At 65.0% G+C, this 17,511-nt stretch carries 14 protein-coding genes; 11 read left to right on the forward strand and 3 right to left on the reverse strand.

The genetic code is table 11. The features are described from left to right. Positions 1-18 precede the first annotated feature (18 nt). From GKZ68_RS10715 to GKZ68_RS10740, 6 genes are all read left to right on the forward strand, one after another. A complete protein-coding gene (locus GKZ68_RS10715) occupies positions 19-1,395 on the forward strand; it encodes an MFS transporter (protein ID WP_173114367.1) in 1,377 nt (458 codons plus the stop codon). Positions 1,396-1,404: 9 nt separating this feature from the next. Then, on the forward strand, positions 1,405-1,926 hold the full coding sequence (locus GKZ68_RS10720; protein WP_254243966.1) for a nuclear transport factor 2 family protein: 522 nt from the start codon (positions 1,405-1,407) through the stop codon (positions 1,924-1,926). A 125-nt stretch (positions 1,927-2,051) separates the two neighbouring features. Further along, on the forward strand, positions 2,052-3,023 hold the full coding sequence (locus GKZ68_RS10725; RefSeq protein WP_367949156.1) for a class 1 fructose-1,6-bisphosphatase: 972 nt from the start codon (positions 2,052-2,054) through the stop codon (positions 3,021-3,023). Positions 3,024-3,274: 251 nt separating this feature from the next. Continuing rightward, on the forward strand, positions 3,275-4,819 hold the full coding sequence (locus GKZ68_RS10730) for an aldehyde dehydrogenase family protein (protein WP_173114370.1): 1,545 nt from the start codon (positions 3,275-3,277) through the stop codon (positions 4,817-4,819). Positions 4,820-5,021: 202 nt separating this feature from the next. Then, a complete protein-coding gene (locus GKZ68_RS10735) occupies positions 5,022-6,938 on the forward strand; it encodes an acetylxylan esterase (RefSeq protein WP_173114373.1) in 1,917 nt (638 codons plus the stop codon). A gap of 215 nt (positions 6,939-7,153) precedes the next feature. Continuing rightward, positions 7,154-7,507, forward strand: a complete 354-nt coding sequence (locus tag GKZ68_RS10740; protein WP_173114375.1) for a hypothetical protein — start codon at positions 7,154-7,156, stop codon at positions 7,505-7,507. A 3-nt stretch (positions 7,508-7,510) separates the two neighbouring features. Here the strand turns inward: GKZ68_RS10740 and GKZ68_RS10745 are convergent, their stop codons facing one another. The 3 genes from GKZ68_RS10745 to GKZ68_RS10755 all read right to left on the reverse strand — a co-directional run bounded on the left by GKZ68_RS10745 (position 7,511) and on the right by GKZ68_RS10755 (position 11,356). Beyond that, on the reverse strand, positions 7,511-9,187 hold the full coding sequence (locus GKZ68_RS10745; protein ID WP_173114378.1) for a Na+/H+ antiporter: 1,677 nt from the start codon (positions 9,185-9,187) through the stop codon (positions 7,511-7,513). Positions 9,188-9,389: 202 nt separating this feature from the next. Continuing rightward, a complete protein-coding gene (locus tag GKZ68_RS10750; RefSeq protein ID WP_173114381.1) occupies positions 9,390-10,793 on the reverse strand; it encodes a cytochrome P450 in 1,404 nt (467 codons plus the stop codon). Positions 10,794-10,798: 5 nt separating this feature from the next. Beyond that, entirely contained in the window at positions 10,799-11,356 is a 558-nt protein-coding gene (locus GKZ68_RS10755) for a hypothetical protein (RefSeq protein ID WP_173114384.1), read from the reverse strand. Between the two features lie 168 nt (positions 11,357-11,524). Between GKZ68_RS10755 and GKZ68_RS10760 the strand changes: the two genes are divergently transcribed. From GKZ68_RS10760 to GKZ68_RS10780, 5 genes are all read left to right on the forward strand, one after another. Further along, positions 11,525-11,815, forward strand: coding sequence for an ATP-dependent Clp protease adaptor ClpS (locus GKZ68_RS10760; protein WP_173114387.1), 291 nt, complete (start codon positions 11,525-11,527; stop codon positions 11,813-11,815). 10 nt (positions 11,816-11,825) lie between these two features. After that, positions 11,826-12,440, forward strand: coding sequence for a recombination mediator RecR (gene recR / locus GKZ68_RS10765; RefSeq protein WP_173114390.1), 615 nt, complete (start codon positions 11,826-11,828; stop codon positions 12,438-12,440). A 35-nt stretch (positions 12,441-12,475) separates the two neighbouring features. After that, on the forward strand, positions 12,476-14,440 hold the full coding sequence (locus GKZ68_RS10770) for a glycosyltransferase family 2 protein (protein ID WP_217275237.1): 1,965 nt from the start codon (positions 12,476-12,478) through the stop codon (positions 14,438-14,440). A gap of 165 nt (positions 14,441-14,605) precedes the next feature. Beyond that, entirely contained in the window at positions 14,606-14,980 is a 375-nt protein-coding gene (locus GKZ68_RS10775; RefSeq protein WP_173114393.1) for a hypothetical protein, read from the forward strand. Between the two features lie 116 nt (positions 14,981-15,096). Then, positions 15,097-17,436 carry a TonB-dependent receptor gene (locus GKZ68_RS10780; RefSeq protein WP_173114395.1) on the forward strand — a complete coding sequence of 780 codons (2,340 nt, stop codon included), beginning with the start codon at positions 15,097-15,099 and terminating at the stop codon, positions 17,434-17,436. The last annotated feature ends 75 nt before the right edge of the window (positions 17,437-17,511 follow it).

A 17,511-nucleotide genomic window follows, 5' to 3' on the forward strand; every position in this document is an offset into this window, starting at 1 on the left:
ATACGAAAGCTCTATTCTATGAATCCCACCCTTCGCAGCTCGCCGCCCGGTGCCGATACGGCGGCCGTCATCGGCCGGTACCGCTGGACTATCTGTTCGCTGGTGTTCTTTGCCACCACCATCAACTACCTCGACCGGGCGGTTATCTCGCTGCTGAAGCCCTACCTCGAAACGGCGTTTCGCTGGAACGCGGGCGACTACGCCAACATCGAGATTGCCTTCAAGCTGGCCTACGCGGTGGGCATGATTGGGGTGGGCCGCATCATCGACAAGCTGGGTACCAAGCTCGGCTACGCGCTTTCGACGGCGCTGTGGAGCGTGGCCGCCATGGGCCACGCGCTGGTGAGCAGCACGCTGGGCTTTGGGGTGGCGCGGGGCTTTCTTGGGATTACCGAAGCCGGTAATTTCCCGGCCGCCATCAAGACGACGGCCGAGTGGTTTCCGCAGCGCGAGCGGGCCCTGGCCACGGGCATCTTCAACTCTGGCTCCAACGTGGGCGCTATTGTGGCGCCGCTCACGGTGCCACTCATCGCCGAAACCATCGGCTGGCAGTGGGCTTTCATCCTCACTGGCGCGCTGGGTTTCGTGTGGCTGGTGCTGTGGATGCTCGTGTACGAAACGCCGGCCGAGAGCAAGCGCCTGAGCAAGGCCGAGTTTGATTACATCAATGCCGATATTCCGGTGGGCCTGCCCACTGAGGGCGTGACGGAGGAAAAGCCCAAGGTGGGCTGGCTGCCGCTGCTGGGCTTCCGCCAGACCTGGGCCTTCGTGCTGGGCAAGTTCATTACCGACCCCATCTGGTGGTTTTACCTGTTCTGGTTGCCCGACTTTCTGACCAAGCAGTACCACCTCAAGGGCACGGCCATTGCCCTGCCGGTGGCGGCCGTGTACGTGCTCTCGAGCATCGGCAGCGTAGGCGGCGGCTACTTGCCGCTCGGGTTTATCAAGCGCGGCATGCCGGCTTTCAAGGCCCGCAAAACGGCCATGCTGCTCATTGCCTGCTGCGTGTTCCCGATTGTGTTTGCGCAGTGGCTGGGGGGCATGAATATGTGGCTGGCGGTGCTGGTTATCGGCATTGCGGCGGCGGCCCACCAGGCGTGGAGCGCCAACATCTTCACCACCGTATCGGACATGTTTCCGAAGCGCGCCGTGGCCTCGGTTACGGGTATTGGCGGGATGGCGGGCGGCCTGGGCGGCATCGCCCTCACGGCCCTGGTGCAGAAGCGCATGTTTGTGCACTTCGAGAGCATCGGGCAGCTCGACAAGGCCTACTACATCATGTTTTTCATCTGCGGGGCGGCCTACCTGGTGGCCTGGGTGCTGATGTTCGCGCTGGTACCGCGCATGGAGCCCATCAAGCTCGATGAGAGCGACATTCTCCCCACTGCTTCTTAAGCTGCTTCTATGAAACGCTCGTTCACCGCGCTGGCGCTGCTAGCCCTGCCTTTGCTTGCCCAGGCCCAAACTGCGCCCAAAGCCCGCCCGCACACTATGGCCCGGCTGCCCACCCAAAGCAATCCGGCCCAGCGCAACGCCGAGGCGGCTAAGGAAGTGGAGGCGCTGGAACGCCAGCGCTTCGCCGCCCAGGTCAGTAAGGACTATGTTTTTCTCGAAAAAGCCTTTGCCGACGACCTGGTGTACACTCACGCCAGCGGCAAGCAGAATGGCAAAGCCGACTACCTGCAAAGTATTCGCGACGGCAAGAGCGTGTACGATAAGATTGACGTGGAAAACCTCAACGTGCGCGCCTACAATGGCGGCACCGCGGCCGTGGTGAATGGCCAAATTACCATCTACCAGCCCAATAAGCCCGACGGCTCGCCCAACGTGGCCCACCTCAAGTACGTGACCGTGCAGATTAAAAATCCGCAGGGCTGGCAGGTAGTGTTGTGGCAGTCGCAGAAGCAGCCGGAAGCCACTAAATAGGTCGTTCAGCCGTGCGCTGGCGCGGGGCTCTGCCCCGTGCCGACACCCCGAATTACTCCAACGACTGCGGGCCAGAGGCCCGCGCCTATCCGGCACGGGGCAGAGCCCCGCGCCAACGTGCTACTATGTCTACCTCCCCTCCGCTACCCTCGCCCGACGAGCTGGCCACGCCCGTCGGCACCACCCTTGAGCGCTACATCATGCGCAAGCAGGCCGAGTTTCCGTTTGCCACCGGCGAGCTCTCGCAGCTGCTGCGCGACGTGGCCCTGGCCAGCAAAATCATGGTGCGCGAGGTGAGCCGCGCCGGCCTTAGCAGCTTGGCCGAGGCCGTGGGCCCCGAGGGCGAAACCACTGCCCCGAGCCACCGCCTGGGCGAGGAGGCGCACATCCGCTTCGTGCGTGCCCTCACCAACGGCCGCGAGTGCTGCGCCGTGCTCAGCGAGGCCCGGCCCGACCTCATCGAAACCGGCAACCCCGACGGCAAGTACGTGGTGGCGCTCAACCCGCTCAACGGCTCGGTGAGCCTCGACTTCAACGTGAGCACGGGCACCATCTTCAGCATCTACCGGCGCGTGAGCCGCTACGGCGGGCCCGCTAGGGCCGAGGATTTTACGCAAGGCGGCCGGGCGCAGGTGGCGGCGGGCTACATCCTCTACGGCTCGAGCGTGATGCTGGTGTACACCACCGGCCACGGCGTGGCGGGCTTCACCTACGAGCCGAGTCTGGGTGAGTTTTTCCTCTCTCACCCCAAGCTGACGATTCCGGCGCAGGGCACGGTATTCTCGTGCAACGAGGGCAACTGGTTTGACTTTCCGGAGTTTGCCCGCACCTTCCTCACCACCTGCAAGCAGCGCCGCTACACCGCCCGCTACGTGGGCTCGCTGGCCGCCGACTACCACCGCAACCTCTTCACGGGCGGCATTTACCTCTACCCGCCCACCGGCGAATGGCCCAGCGGCAAGCTGCGCCTGCTCTACGAGGCCTACCCCATCGCCTTCGTGACCGAGCAGGCCGGCGGCGTGGCCGTAACCGGCGCCGCCGATGTGCTCGATGTGCCCCTAGCCAGGATTTGCACCAGCGCGTGCCGCTCTTCGTAGGCTCGGCCGAGCTGGTGCGCGAGCTGCAAGCCGTGGCGGCGCAGTAGCCCGGACGCTCAGTCCGGCCGTGAACCTAGCGAGTAACAATGGGCGAACGACCGGTAGCGTGCGGGGCGCACCAGGCATGCGGCCGGACTGAACGCCCGGGCTACTTACTGGCAACCGCCCTAACTATTAGGCCAGTCGGCCGTTTTACAGGTCTGATTCCTTTCACCAATGCGCCCAACCAACACCCGGCGCCCTTCTTTTTCATGCCTAAAATCATTGCCCCCGAAGTCGTATTCAGCAAGCTGCTGAATGACGTGCAGCAGGCCGTACCCGAAATATTTACCGCCGACGGCGGCTTTCTCAACCTGCTCGAAGGCAAGTGGCAGGCGCCCGGCGAGCCCCGCGCTTTCCATTCGCCCATTGATGGCTCCGACATTGGTGCGCTGCCTATGCTCAAGCACGATGCCGCCCTGCGCGCCGTGCGCTTTGCCAAGGGCGAAGCCGCCGCCTGGGCCGCCACCCCACTGGCCGAGCGCAAGCGCCGCGTGCAGGACTGCCTCGACCAGCTGCGCCCGCACATCGACCTGGTGAGCAAGCTGCTGATGTGGGAAATCGGCAAAACCTACAAGCTGGGCTTCAACGACATCGACCGCGCCATCGAGGGTGTGCAGTGGTACGTGGAAAACATCGAGGGCCTGCTCGGCGACCGCCGCCCGCTGGGCCTCGTCAGCAACATTGCTTCCTGGAACTACCCCATGTCGGTGCTCATGCACGCGGTGCTGGTGCAGGCGCTGGCCGGCAACTCGGTTATCGCCAAAACACCCACCGACGGCGGCTTCATCTCGCTGAGCCTCACCTTCGCCATTGCCCGCCGCGCCGGCCTGCCCGTGACGCTGGTGAGCGGCCCCGGCGGCGAGCTCAGCGATGTGCTGGTGAAGGACCCGGCCGTGGATTGCCTCAGTTTCGTGGGCGGGCGCTACAACGGCCGCAACATCGCCGACGCCCTGAGCGTGGAGCACAAGCGCTACATGCTGGAGATGGAGGGCGTGAACACCTACGGCCTCTGGAACTACTCGCAGTGGGACAAGCTGGCCGAGCAGCTCGTCAAAGGCTACGACTACGGCAAGCAGCGCTGCACGGCCTACGTGCGCTGGGTGGTGCAGCGCGAGTTGTTTCCGCAGTTTCTCGAAACCTACACCAAGGCCATCGGCAGCCTTAAGGTGGGCAACCCGACCCTGGTGGACAACCCCGGCGACAAGCTGCCCGACCTGGCTTTCGGCCCCGTCATCAATGCCCATCAGGCCGAAAGCCTCGACGAGCTCTTCACCGATGCCAGCAAGCACGGCGCCATTCCGTTCTACCAAGGCAAGCTCGACGACAGCCTCTTTTTGCCCGGCCAAGACCGCTCGGCCTACCGCGCGCCGCGGGCGCTGGTGGGCCTGCCCCGCCAGGCCGAGCTGTATTTCAAGGAGCCCTTCGGCCCCATCGACACGGTGGTGCTCGTGGACCGCGTGGAGGAGCTGGTGGGCGAGATGAACATCTCGAACGGCGCCCTGGTGAGCGCGCTGGGCTCGGACGATGAGAAGTGGGCCGCCCGCACCGCCAAGGAGCTGCGCGCCTTCAAGGTGGGCATCAACCAGCTGCGCAGCCGCGGCGACCGCGAAGAAGTATTTGGCGGCCTGGGCGAAAGCTGGAAGGGCGCCTTCGTGGGCGGCAAGCTGCTCGTAGAGGCCGTAACCCAGGGCGCCCCCAGCCAGCCCGTGCTCGGCAACTACCCCGACGCCGTGCTGCTGCCCGAAAAGGCCTAGCGCGGCGTTTATCTAAAGTCGAATCGGGGTCGTTTTCCAGCCGGGAAACGGCCCTTTCGCTTGCTACTCTACCCGATAACATGAAAAATAAGCTTACCCTGCTCGCGCTGCTGTTGGCGCTAACTAGCCTGCCCGCCGCCGCCCAGTCCCCCTCCCCCCCGTTATCGACTGGAAGGCGCCCGCCACGCTGCCCACTTACCTCTTGCAGCAGGTGCACCAGCAGTACGCCCCGCGCCGGCTAGCCCTCGATGCGGCGCTGGCCTCGGCGGCCGGCACGGCGGCGTACCGCGACTCGGCGCGGGCGCGCTTCCGGCGGGTGCTGGGGCCGCTGCCGGCGCGCACGCCGCTGCGGGCGCGGGTGGTGGGCACGGTGGCGCAGGTGGGCTTTCGGATTGAGAAAATTATTTACGAGAGCTTGCCGCACCACCACGTCACGGCCAATTTGTACGTGCCCGCAGGCCAGGGCGAAAAGCCGGCGGCGCTGCTGTTTTGCGGGCACGAGCAGACTAGCAAGGCCACGCCCAGCTACCAGCAAACGGCCCGGCTGCTGGCCCGCAATGGCTTCGTAGTGCTCGTTATCGACCCCGTGAGCCAGGGCGAGCGGATGCAGCTGGTGGACCCTGGCGGGAAATTTCTCACCCGCGGCGGCACTACCGAGCATACCTTGCTTAATGCCCAGGCTAACCTGCTAGGCACCAACCTGCCCGCCGAGGAGCTGTGGGACAACGTGCGCAGCCTCGATTACCTGCTGACCCGGCCCGAGGTCGATGCCGCTCGCGTGGGCTGCCTTGGCAACTCGGGCGGCGCTACCCAGACCGCCTACTTCATAGGCTACGACGAGCGGGTAAAAGTGGCGGCGCTGTGCAGCTACGTGGCCGCCGGCGAGCGCAACCTCACCCTTACCGGTCCCGCCGATGGCTGCGTGATGCTGCCCGGCGCCGGCGCGGCCGGCCTCGACGTAGCCGACTGGCCCATCATGTTCGCGCCCAAGCCGCTGCTGCTACTCACCGGCCGCTACGACTTTGTGGACCAGACCGACCTGGAAGCCGCCTACGCCGACACGCGCCGCGCCTACGCTGCCCTGGGCGCAGCCGCGCAAACGGATATTTTTACCTACGACGACGGCCACGGCATTTCGGTGCCTAAGCGGGCGGCGGCGGTGGCGTGGTTTCGGCGCTGGCTGGGGGCTAGCGGGCCAGCCGTGGCCGAGGAGGCTACGCCCATTGCTTTGCCCGAGGCTACGCTGCGCTGCACGGCCACCGGGCAGGTAGCCACGGCCTTTAAGGACGAACAAAGCCTGGCGGCCCTACACCTGGCCCAGGCGCGGGCGCTAGCCAAGGCCCGGCCTACCTACTCGCCCGAGGCGCTGGCGGGCGTGCTGCAACGCGAGCTGGGTACCTACCCGGTACTCAGCCTGGCACCCGGCTCCGTGGAAGTGCGCGATACCCTGCGCCTGCCCAGTGGCCAAGCCTGGCAAGCTGTCGTGCTGCGGCGGGCGGGCGAGCCCCCACTGCCCGCCCGCCGCCTGCTGCCCCCGGCGGGCGCGCTGGCCCCCACGCGCCTCGTGTTGTGGTTGCCCGGCCAGGGCATGGCCACGGTACTGCGCGACAGCGCCGCCCGCCTGGCCGCCTACCAGCGCCAGGGCACCGCCGTGCTGCTAGCCGACCTACGCGGCCTGGGCGAAACCACCGACCCAGCGGCATTTAACGACCCCAAATATTATAACCAGGAATACCGCGATGCCTCGCTAGCCCTGCACCTGAGCCGCCCGCTGCTCGCCCAGCGCGTGGCCGACGTAAGCCTGCTGCTAGCCTACGTGCGCCACGCCGCTCCCCTGCGCGACTTACCGCTCGTGCTACGGGGCGATGGCCGGGCAACCCTGGCGGTGCTGCATGCGGCGGTGCTGGCCCCGCTCTTCGCTCAGCAAAGCTCAACGGCGAAGCGCACACTCGCCTCCCAGGTCGAGCAGGTGCAGGTGGGCAGCGGGCCACCCTCGTTCCAGTATTTTCTCGAAAACCCGGCCGCTAAAGATGCTTATTCGGAGGTGGTGCCGGGCGTGCTGCGCTCATACGACGTACCCGACCTGCACCGGGCGCTGGGCGCGCGGCTCATTCCGTAGCCTTGCCCGCCTGGCAAGCTGAAACTGTGCCAATTAACTACTAGGCGCCCGAAGTTGGTTTAAAAAAATAATTTTTACCATACAGCACTTACCAATGACAAAATAGGATTGTGGTTAGGGCAGCAGCACGTACATTTGCTGCCGCCGCACCCGCTACCGGCCCTGGTGGCTACGGCAGGCGCGGCGGCTGCTCCCCATACTCTACCCTACAATTTATGAAAGCATCGCTTACCACCATCTTTCTCCTAGCATTGGTTCTGAGTCAGCGCCCCGCCCTGGCTTCTTCGAACGACCCCGAGCGCCCCACGCCCAGCGTGGGCATGCTGGCCGGTGGCGGCATCGGGGCGAGCCCGCTGGTGCGCTACCTGGCGGCCACGCTCCAGCTTTCGCCCGAGCGCACGGTGGCCGTGCAGAAAGCCGTGCAAAACCATCGGCGGCTGACCCGCACGCCCGAGCTGCTGGCCGACCGCCTGTCTCAGGTGCTTACTCCCAGCGAGTTTGAACGCTTTCAGCAGCTCCGCGACGACGCCACCATAGCCGACGACCTGCGCGTGGTGGCCCGGCGCTAGGCCCTAAGCCTTGACCGACGGCTCGGCAGCTTCGGGCTGCTGCACGGTAGCCAGCTGCGTATCGAGGGCGATTTCGAAGCGGTCGAGTTCCAACTCAACCTGCCGCACGGCCTCTTCGCTGAACGTGGCGGCGCGGTGCAGCCGCACCAGCTGCTGGCGCTGGTGCTCGGTTACGTCGAGGCGGCAGCGCAGCAAGCCTTCAAATGAGGTAGCGGCCTGAGTTTCGGCTTCGGTGGGCGGCTGCTCGTCGGTGGCCTCATTGGCGGCGAAGGTGCCGTGCAGGCGGCGCGCCTGGCGGCGCAGCACTTCGCGCAGGGTTAGCAGGTTAGAATCGGGCGGCGCCGAAGCGGCGGCCTCGGCGGCCAGGCGCTGGTCGAGGTAGGCCAGCGCGTCGCGGGTGAGGGCCAGTCGCAGCTCCTGCGCCTCGGCGGCGCGCTGGGCGGGCGACTCCTGCACGGCTAGCCGGCGCACCAGCCAGGGCAGGCTCAGCCCCTGCACCAGCAGCGTAACCAGGATAACCACGAAGGTGATAAACAAGATGGTATTGCGCTGCGGAAAGGCCGTGCCGCCGCGCACGGCCAGCGGCAGGGCCAGCGCCGTAGCTAGCGACACTACCCCCCGCATCCCGGCCCAGGAAGTAATAAAGAGGTTGCGCTTGGGTGCCATTTCGCCGGGTCGGCCCAGCAGGCGCCCCAGCCAGTGCCCCAGGTACGACACCGGAAATACCCAGCCCATACGAATGGCAATCGCCAAGGCACTCACCAGCAAGCCGTAGCCCAGCGTGGGCCAAAACGCGCCCGCGCCGAGCCCCGTCAGGATGGTGCGCAGCTCCAGCCCAATTATCAAGAAAACCAGGCCATTGAGTAAAAAGCCTAGCACCCGCCAGAAGCTGTGCTTGAGCAGCCGCGTCTGGTTATCGTAGATATCGTGCGAGCGCCGGCTCATCATCAGGCCCATTGCCACTACGGCCAGCACCCCCGACACACCCACGTGCTCGGCGGCCAGGTAAATACCAAATGGCAGCAGCAGCGAGAGGGCCGTAATGAGCGTGGCATCGGTCAGGAAATTCTGAATGCGCACCACCAGGTAGCCCACCGCGATGCCAATGCCCGCCCCGCCGCCGGCCACCCACAAAAAGTGCCAGCTGGCATCCCAAAGGCCAAACGTGCCGCTCACCACCGCCGCCACGGCGTAGCGGTAGGCAATGAGCGCCGAGGCGTCGTTTACCAGGCTCTCGCCTTCCAGAATGCCCGTGATGCGGCGCGGCAGCCCCAGGCCTTTCGTGACGCTGGTGGCCGCCACGGCGTCGGGTGGGGCCACTACCGCGCCCAGCACAAAGCCCATCGCCCAGCTAAAGCCCGGAATAAAGTAGTGCGCCAGGGCCGCTACGGCCGTAGTCGTGAGCAGCACCAGCCCTACCGCCAGCAGCATAATGGGCCGCCGGTTGGCCACAAACTCGTGCCACGACATCTGGTAGCTCGCCTCGTAGAGCAGGGGCGGCAGAAAGATGAAGAAGATAAGGTTGGGGTCAATGTCGATGGCCGGCAGGCCGGGCACCAATCCTAGCAGCCCGCCCGCCAGCACCAGCAGCACCGGGTAGGGCAGCTTGAGCCGGGGCGCCAGCGCCGAAAGCGCCACCAGCAGGGCTAGCAGAAAGATGATGAGGGCGAGGTGTTCCAAATGAGTAGCGTATGGGGTAGCAATAACTAAAATCAGAACGTCATGCTGAGCTTGCCGCAGCAGCTCGCTCGCATCGCTAGGGTTGCCAACCCCAACGATTCGGGCGAGCTGCTGCGGCAAGCTCAGCATGACGTTCGTTTTGGCTTATACGCTTTTCTTAAAGCAGAGGGTCTATTCAGCTTCAGCCATAGCCTCCGCTGCCCTAGCCAGCCCGCCGTCGAAACCGCAGCGGCAGCGCGCCGCCCGGCCGCAGCGTAATGAGCGGCGACATAATAGGCACGGCGGGGCTAGCCGGCTCTACTTGGTAGCGGCGCAGCGTCTGAATGAGCACCAGTTGCAACTCGGTGAGCGCAAACTGTTGGCCCACGCACAGCCGCGGGCCCGCGCCAAACGGCAGGTAGCCATAGGCCGGCAGCGGCGGCTGGGCGCCGGCCGCAAAGCGCTCGGGCCGAAATACTTCGGCATCGGGCCACAGCGCGGGGTGGTGATGCAAGCCGTAGAGGTACAAGGAAAACAGCGTCCCCTTGGGGATGGGCTGCCCCTGAAACTCGTCGGGCTCGGTGGCCACGCGGTCCATTATCCAGGCCGGCGGGTAGAGGCGCATGGCTTCCTGCACCACGTGCAGGGCGTAGGGCAGCCGGGGCAGGTCGGCAAACTCGGGCGGCCGGCCACCGGGCAGCTCGCGCTCGATTTCGGCTACCAGCGCGGCCTGCTCGGCGGGGTGGCGGGCCAGCAGGTAGAGCGCCCAGGCCAGGGCATTGGCCGAGGTTTCGTGGCCAGCCACCAGCAGAATGTTCAGCTCGTCGAGCAGCTGGTTTTCGGTCATCGCCTCACCGGTGTCTTCGTAGCGGGCGTCGAGCAGCATTTGCAGCAGGTCGTCGGGCGCGGGTGGGCCGGCGGCCGCTTGCGCCGCTTGGTGCCGGGCGATGGCCGCCCGCACCAACTCACGCAGCTGGCTAGCCAGCCGGTCGTGGCGGCCGTAGTTGCCGCGCACCCAGTGCCAGGGCCGCAAGTATGGCTGCCGGATGGTAGTAATGTAAAACGCTTGAATGTCCGTGAGCCAGTCGCTGAGCTGGGCCAGCTGCCCTTCGCTGAGGCTGTCGCCAAATACCGACCTGGCCACGATGCGAAACGCCACCCGCGTCATGGCGGCGTGCACGTCGAGCTCGGCCACCGGGCTAGCGGCAGTCAGCGCATCAAGCTCGGCCACCCACTCGTCGGCCGCCGCCCGCATCAGGCGCGTGAGGCCCGCCAGCCGCTGCCGGTGAAAGCCCGGCTGAATGAGCCGGCGCTGGCGCAGCCAGTCGGCGCCTTCGTTGGTGAGCAGGCCGCGGCCCAGGTAGCGCACCAGCCCGTGCGTGAGGTCCGACTTGTGGTAGCGGCGGTGGTTTTTTTGCAAAATGTGCTGCATCAGGGCCGGGTCGCGCGTGACCACCGTAGGCCGCACGCCACCCAGGTACAGGCGCACCGTGTCGCCGTAGTGCGCCAGCAGCTGGTTGAGCGCCCCGATGGGGTCGCGGGCCGATTTCAGCGAGTTGCGCAGCGTGATGCGGCGCGGCACCTGGGGCCAGCCGCCGGCCGGGGCAGCCGTAGAAGGTTCGCGCATGGCCATTAGTCAGGCAAAACCAGTTGGCGGGGCAGCTCAAATTTCAGTTCACGGCTCTTGTGGCGCCCGTGCAGCTGGGTCAAAAAATCATCCAGTTCGGGCTTGTATTCCAGCCACAGGTCTTCGTGCAAATGCTTCGGAATGAGCTGCGTGAGCCGGGTGGCTAGCCGGGCCGTGCCCACAAAAAAACCCTGGTACACGCTGTCAAACTGCCCGGTGTAATTATCGAAAATCAGCCGCAGTGTGTAGAGGCTCAGGTCGATTTCGAGCTGCTTGCTCTTGGTGATGCGGCGGGCACGGGCCGCCTCCTGCACGGCGCCGCGCAGGGCCTTCACGAGGCTGCGGTTGAGCAGGCGGCCCGTCACAGCCACGTTAAACAGCTCGTGGATGCGGTCGGCGCTCACCTCATACACGCTTTCGAGCGTCACCTCGGGCAGCAGCTCAAAGCTGAACGTGTCGTAGAGCTCGGCATCGCGGCGCACGGCGCGCAGCACCAGCGCCTCCTTCTCCTTATCGGAGAGGCGGGCCACGGCTTTCTTAAAATCGGTGGAAGGAACGGGCATAAGGCTGGAACGTCATTGCGCGGGCAGCGAAGCAATGACCAGGGCTGAAGTACGCTTTAAAAGTAGCGGCCAGGGGGTGTTTATCTTCCTTTCGGCCCGAACGAAAGCCCCTGCCCTGGTGTTATTAGCCGGCTTCCCGCTTCGCCGGGGCTGCCGTATTTTTGCATCATGGCTTTCCCCGAAACCCGCCCGCAGATTGACTACAACGACGACGTGCTGCTGCTCGAAGAAGAGCAGGAAATGCGCGCGCTCGTGGTCTACAACGACGACGTGAACACCTTCGAGCACGTCATCCAGACGCTTATCGATGTGTGCGAGCACGCCCCCGAGCAGGCCGAGCAGTGCACGCTGCTCATCCACTACAAGGGCAAGTGCGCGGTCAAAAACGGCACGTTTGAAGAGCTGGAGCCGCGCTGCGCGGCCATCCACGACCGCGGCATCTCGGCCGACATCGTCTAAATCAGCCTGAATGGATTTTCCTTCCAAACTTATTGAGAACGCGGTAGTGGAGCTGTCGCGCCTGCCCGGCATCGGCAAGAAAACCGCCCTGCGGCTAGCCCTGCACCTGCTCAAGGCCGAAAGCGACACCACCGCCAACCTGGCCGAGGCGCTGGCCAAGATGCGCTTCGACATCACGTATTGCCGCACCTGCCACAGCATTTCCGACTCGGAGGAGTGCAGCATCTGCGCCAATAAGCTGCGCGACCACGCCCAGGTGTGCGTGGTGGCCGATGTGCGCGACGTGATTGCCATCGAAAATACCGGCCAGTACCAGGGCGTGTACCACGTGCTGGGCGGCGTCATTTCGCCCATCGAGGGCATCGGCCCGGCCGACTTGCAGGTCGATTCGCTGGTGGCCCGCGCCGGCGCCGAAGACTCGGAAATCCGCGAAATCATCCTGGCCATTTCGCCCACGATGGAGGGCGACACCACGGCCTTCTACCTCTCGCGCCGCCTGCGCGACTTCGAGAACGTGCACATCAGCACCATCGCCCGCGGCATTCCGATGGGCGGCGAGCTCGAATACGCCGACGAAATCACGCTCGGCCGCAGTATCGTGGAGCGCCAGCGGCAGGCGCGCTAGCCCATCCCTCGTTACTACTTTAACTTCGCCCTCCTGTGGTGAAGCTCTCCGTCGTCATTGTTAATTACAACGTCTGCTACTTCCTGGAGCAAACGCTGCTTTCGGTACGCCAGGCGGCGGCGGGGCTCGGCGAGCCGGTGGAAGTATTCGTAGTTGACAATAACTCGGCCGACCACTCGGTGGCGATGGTGCGCCAGCGCTTCCCGGAAGTTATTCTCTTGGAAAACAAAGATAATCCGGGCTTCTCTAGGGCTAATAACCAAGCCCTGCGGCTAGCCACCGGCCAGTACCAGCTGCTGCTCAACCCCGATACGCTCGTCGAGGAAACTACCTTTCGGCGCTGCTGCGACTTTATGGACGCGCACCCGCGCTGCGGCGGCCTGGGCGTGATGATGCTCGACGGCCAGGGCCGGTTTTTGCCCGAAAGCAAGCGCGGCTTGCCCACGCCGGCAGTGGCCTTTTATAAGATGTTCGGGCTGGCTAGCCTCTTCCCCAAATCGCGCACCTTCGGGCGCTACCACCTGGGCTTTCTGGCTAACGACGAAGCCCACGAGGTGGCCGTGCTCAGCGGCGCGTTTATGCTGCTGCGCCAGGCGGCCCTAACGCAAGTGGGGCTGCTGGACGAGGATTATTTTATGTACGGCGAGGACATCGACCTCTCGTACCGCCTCACCCGGGGCGGCTGGCAAAATTGGTATTTTCCGGGCACCCGCATCCTACACTACAAGGGCGAGAGCACCAAGCGCACGAGCGTCAACTACGTGCTGGTGTTTTACCGAGCCATGGTCATTTTTGCCCGCAAGCACTTCGCTTCCAGCCAGGCCGGGCTGTTTTCCTTCTTGATAAACAGCGCCATCTGGCTGCGGGCGGGGCTAGCCCTGGCCCAGCGGCTGGCCACGGCCGCCACGCCGGTGCTGCTCGATGCCGGCCTGCTCTACGCGGGCATGTACGTGCTAAAGTCGTACTGGGAAGTCAACCAGAAATACGTGCGCACCCCCTACCCACCCCAGTATATGCTGGTGGCGGTGCCGCTCTACATTGGGGTGTGGCTCGCCACCACCTGGCTCAGCGGGGGCTACGACCAGCCCACCCGCGCCAGCCGCGTGGTGCGCGGCGTGGCCGTGGGCACGGTCCTGATTTCGGCCGTGTCGAATTTCTTCGACAACTGGCGCTTCTCGAAAGCGCTCATTGTGCTGGGCGGCGGCTGGGCAGTAGCCGCGTTCGTGGGCCGGCGGGTACTCAGCCACTGGCTGCGCCAAGGCAACCTGCGCCTGAGCGAAGCCCGCCCCAAAACCCTGGCCATCGTGGGCTCGGCCCCGGAAAGCCAGCGCGTGCGCCAGCTGCTGGCGCAGGCCCAGGTGCCGGGCAAGGTTATCGGCTACGTCACGCCCGGCGGGGCTAGCCCCGCCCTGCCCCGCCCCGACTACCTCGGCCCGGTGGCCGAGCTGCCCGCGCTGCTGCGCCTCTACGGTCTCACGGAGCTGATTTTCTGCGGCCAGGACCTGCCCGCCAGTCAGATTATCGACCTCATGGCTAGCCTGCCCGCCCACCCGCCAGTAGCGTACAAAATATTGCCAACGGGTAGTCAGTATATCATCGGCAGCAGCCACAAGGATGCGCCCGGCGACTACTACGCCCTCGACCGCTCGTGGCGCCTGAGCCAGCCGGCCCAGCGCCGCAACAAACGCCTATTAGACCTTTGCACCTGCTTGATAATAAGCTTACTAATTCCTTTATTAGTGTGGGTGCAGCACCGGCCCAGCGGGCTGCTGCGCAACCTAGGCCAAGTGCTGCGTGGCCGCCGCAGCTGGGTGGGGTTGCGCTACCTGCCCGAGGCCAGCCGCTACCCCGCCGTGCTCTCACCCGCCGACGTGGCCGCCACCGCTAGCCCACTCGACGCGGCCACCCGCCAGCGGCTGGAATTGCTGTATGCCCAGGACTACGAGCCGGGCTTTGATGTGACTGCGCTCTGGCGCGGCTGGCGCCGGCTGGGCGGCTAGCCCACTTGCTTTAGCGACTAAGCCGGGCGGTTTTTTAAGCAACAAAAAGTAGAGCCTGGCCCCGCCCCGGAAGCCGTTGGGCGAAGAAATAGCCGGTGGCAGCAGTAGTGGCGGCCAATAATAAGCGCGGGGGCGGCTACCTTTGCGCCGTCTCATTGGGTCGCTGTGAAAGCATTTTTCGCCTATTTCTTTATTTCGCTAGTGCTGCTGCAATCGTTCAGCCGCGAAGTATTGCTGGTGGATTTTGCGCTCAACCAATCGGTTATCACGGCCCGCTACTGCGTAAACAAGGCCCGCCCGGCCCTGCACTGCGATGGCAAGTGCTACTTCGCCAAGAAAGCCCGCCAGCAGGAAGAGCGCCAGAACAAGTCGGCCGGCCCCGTGAAGGAGCAGCTCGAAATGCTGCCCGCCGCCTTTGGCCCGTGGCAGCTGCCGGCGGCCCGGCCGGCTACGCACCTGACCAGCCCGCGCTACGCGGCGCTGGTGCCGGGGCACTACGCGGTCCCGCTAGGGTCTGTTTTCCGCCCGCCCCTCGGCTAGGCCTACCTCCGCTTGGGGAGTTGCCGGCTGGCCGGTGCCCAGGGCTGCTTTGCGCACGCCCGGGCGCTGGCCGGGCCTTGCCCCCATTGGGTTTGGGTTAGTCTTTTTTCAGGGGAATGAAAGGTATTTTTATGGGTGCCGGGCTGGCCGTGGCTAGCCTGGTGAGCGCGCAGGCGCAGCAAGCCGCCGTGCGCGGCACCGTGCTCGATGCGCAGTCGCAGCAGCCGCTGCCGGGCGTAACGGTAGTAGCGCCGGGCACCGGCGCCGGCACGACCACCGATGCCAGCGGGCGCTTTGTACTGGAATTGCCGGCCGCCGGCCGCGAGCTAACTATCTCGTTTATTGGCTACAACACGCAGCAGGTGCGCGTGCCGGCCACGGGCCACGCCCTCACCGTGCGGCTGGAGGCGGCGCCCGTGAGCCTGCAAGGCGTGGTGGTGTCGGGCAGCCGCGAGCAGGAGCGGCGCACCGAAACGCCGGTAGCCATCAGCCAGCTTTCGCCGCAGCTCCTGGCCGATACCAAGGCCACGGCGCCTTACCAGCTGCTCAATAAGGTGGCGGGCGTGTACATGGTGGACCTGGGCGCCGAGCAGCACATGATGGCTATCCGCCAGCCGATTACGACCAACGCGGTGTACCTGTATTTGGAAGACGGGCTGCCCATCCGGCCCATCGGCATCTTCAACCACAACGCGCTGTACGAGATAAACCAGGCCGGCGTGCGTAGCATCGAGGTGGTGAAGGGCCCGGCCTCGTCGCTCTACGGCTCTAACGCCATTGGCGGGGCGGTCAACTTTTTGACCAAGCAGCCCACGCCGCTGCCCACGGTGGGTGCCTCGGTGCAGGGCGATAACTTCGGCTACCGGCGCGTAGATGCCAGCGCCAGCGGCACGGTAGGCCGGCTTGGGCTGTACGCGGGCGGCTACGCGGCCCAGCAGCGCGGCGGCTGGCAAGACTATACCGACTTCAACAAGCAGTCGTGGACGCTGCGGGCCGACTACACCTTCAGCCCCAAAACCCGGCTTATCGGCACGGGCAGCTACAATTACCTCTACACCCAAACGCCGGGCACGCTCGACAGCGCGCACTTCTACAGCCGCACTTACCAGAGCAACAACCGCTTCACCAACCGCGAGGTGACGGCCGTGCGCGCCAGCCTGCGCCTGGAGCACGACTGGAGCCCTAGCCAGCAAACGGCCCTCACGGCCTTCACGCGCTACAACTCGACCGGCCAGCTGCCGAGCTACTATATCGCCGACGTGCGCGTGAACGGCGCGTACCAAAGCTCGACGGGGCAGGTTAATAACCAGTCGTTTCACAGCTACGGGGCGCTGGCGCAGCACCGCGCCGACCTGGGTTTCCTGAACTCGCGCCTCATCGTGGGGGCGTATGCCGATTTCAGCCCGAGCACATACTACGCGCGTTTTCTGACGATTCAGAAGGATGTAGCAAATAATTTTTACACTGGCTACACCGACACCGGCCGCTACCTTGACGATTACAAAATCAACCTCTCCAACGTGGCGGCCTACGCCCAGTATGAGGTGCAGGCCACCGAGGCACTGCGCCTGGTGGGCGGCCTGCGCTACGACCGCGTGCAGTACAAGTTCAGCAACAACCTGAGCGGCAGCCAAACCAGCAAGAAGGCTAGCCAGGACAACGTGTACAACATTGTGGCGCCTAAGCTCGGCCTGACCTACGCGCTAGGGCCGGCCCAGGGCCTGTACGCCAATTTCAGCACCGGCTTCCAGCCGCCCGAAACGGGCAGCCTCTACAGCTCGCGCCAGACTATTGAGCTGAAGCAGGCCAATTTCACCAATTATGAGGCCGGCGGCTGGGTCGCCTTATTTGAGCGCAAGGTGTATATTGACCTGAGCCTCTACCAGATGGAAGGGCGCAACGAAATCGTGAGCCTTTTGCAGGCCGACAATACCACGCAGAGCGAAAACGTGGGCGCCACCCGCCACCAGGGCATCGAGTACACCCTGACGTATGCGCCGGTGCCGGAAGTAAACTTCCGCCTCAGCGGCACCAACGTCCGCCATACCTACCTCGATTACAGCGAGGTAGTGCAGGGCCGTAACCGCGATTACGCCGGCAACCGCATGGTGGGCGCGCCCAACTGGCTAGCCAACGCGGAGGTGTTTTACAAGCCGCGCTTTGCGCCCGGCGCCCGCCTCGGGCTGGAGTACCAGCGCGTGGGCCAGTTCTATACCAACACGGCCAACACCAAAACCTACGCCGGCTACAACCTGCTGAACCTGCGCCTGGGCTACCGCCTGCCGCAAGCGGTGGCCCGCGGCCTGGAGGTGTGGGCCAACGTGGTGAACCTGGGCAATGCGCTCTACGCCGTGAACGCTACTACTAATCAATACGGTACCACCTACGCCGCCGCCGCGCCGCGCACCGTCACCGTGGGGCTAGGGTACACGTTCGCCGCCAAGGCGCGGGAGTAGACTGTAGCGTGGGCTCTGCGAGTCCGCGCGTCGCACGATAGCTAGCTAAATGCCCCACGCGCAGACTCGCAGAGT

The sequence above is a fragment of the Hymenobacter sp. BRD128 genome (genome assembly GCF_013256625.1).
Classification (GTDB): domain Bacteria; phylum Bacteroidota; class Bacteroidia; order Cytophagales; family Hymenobacteraceae; genus Hymenobacter.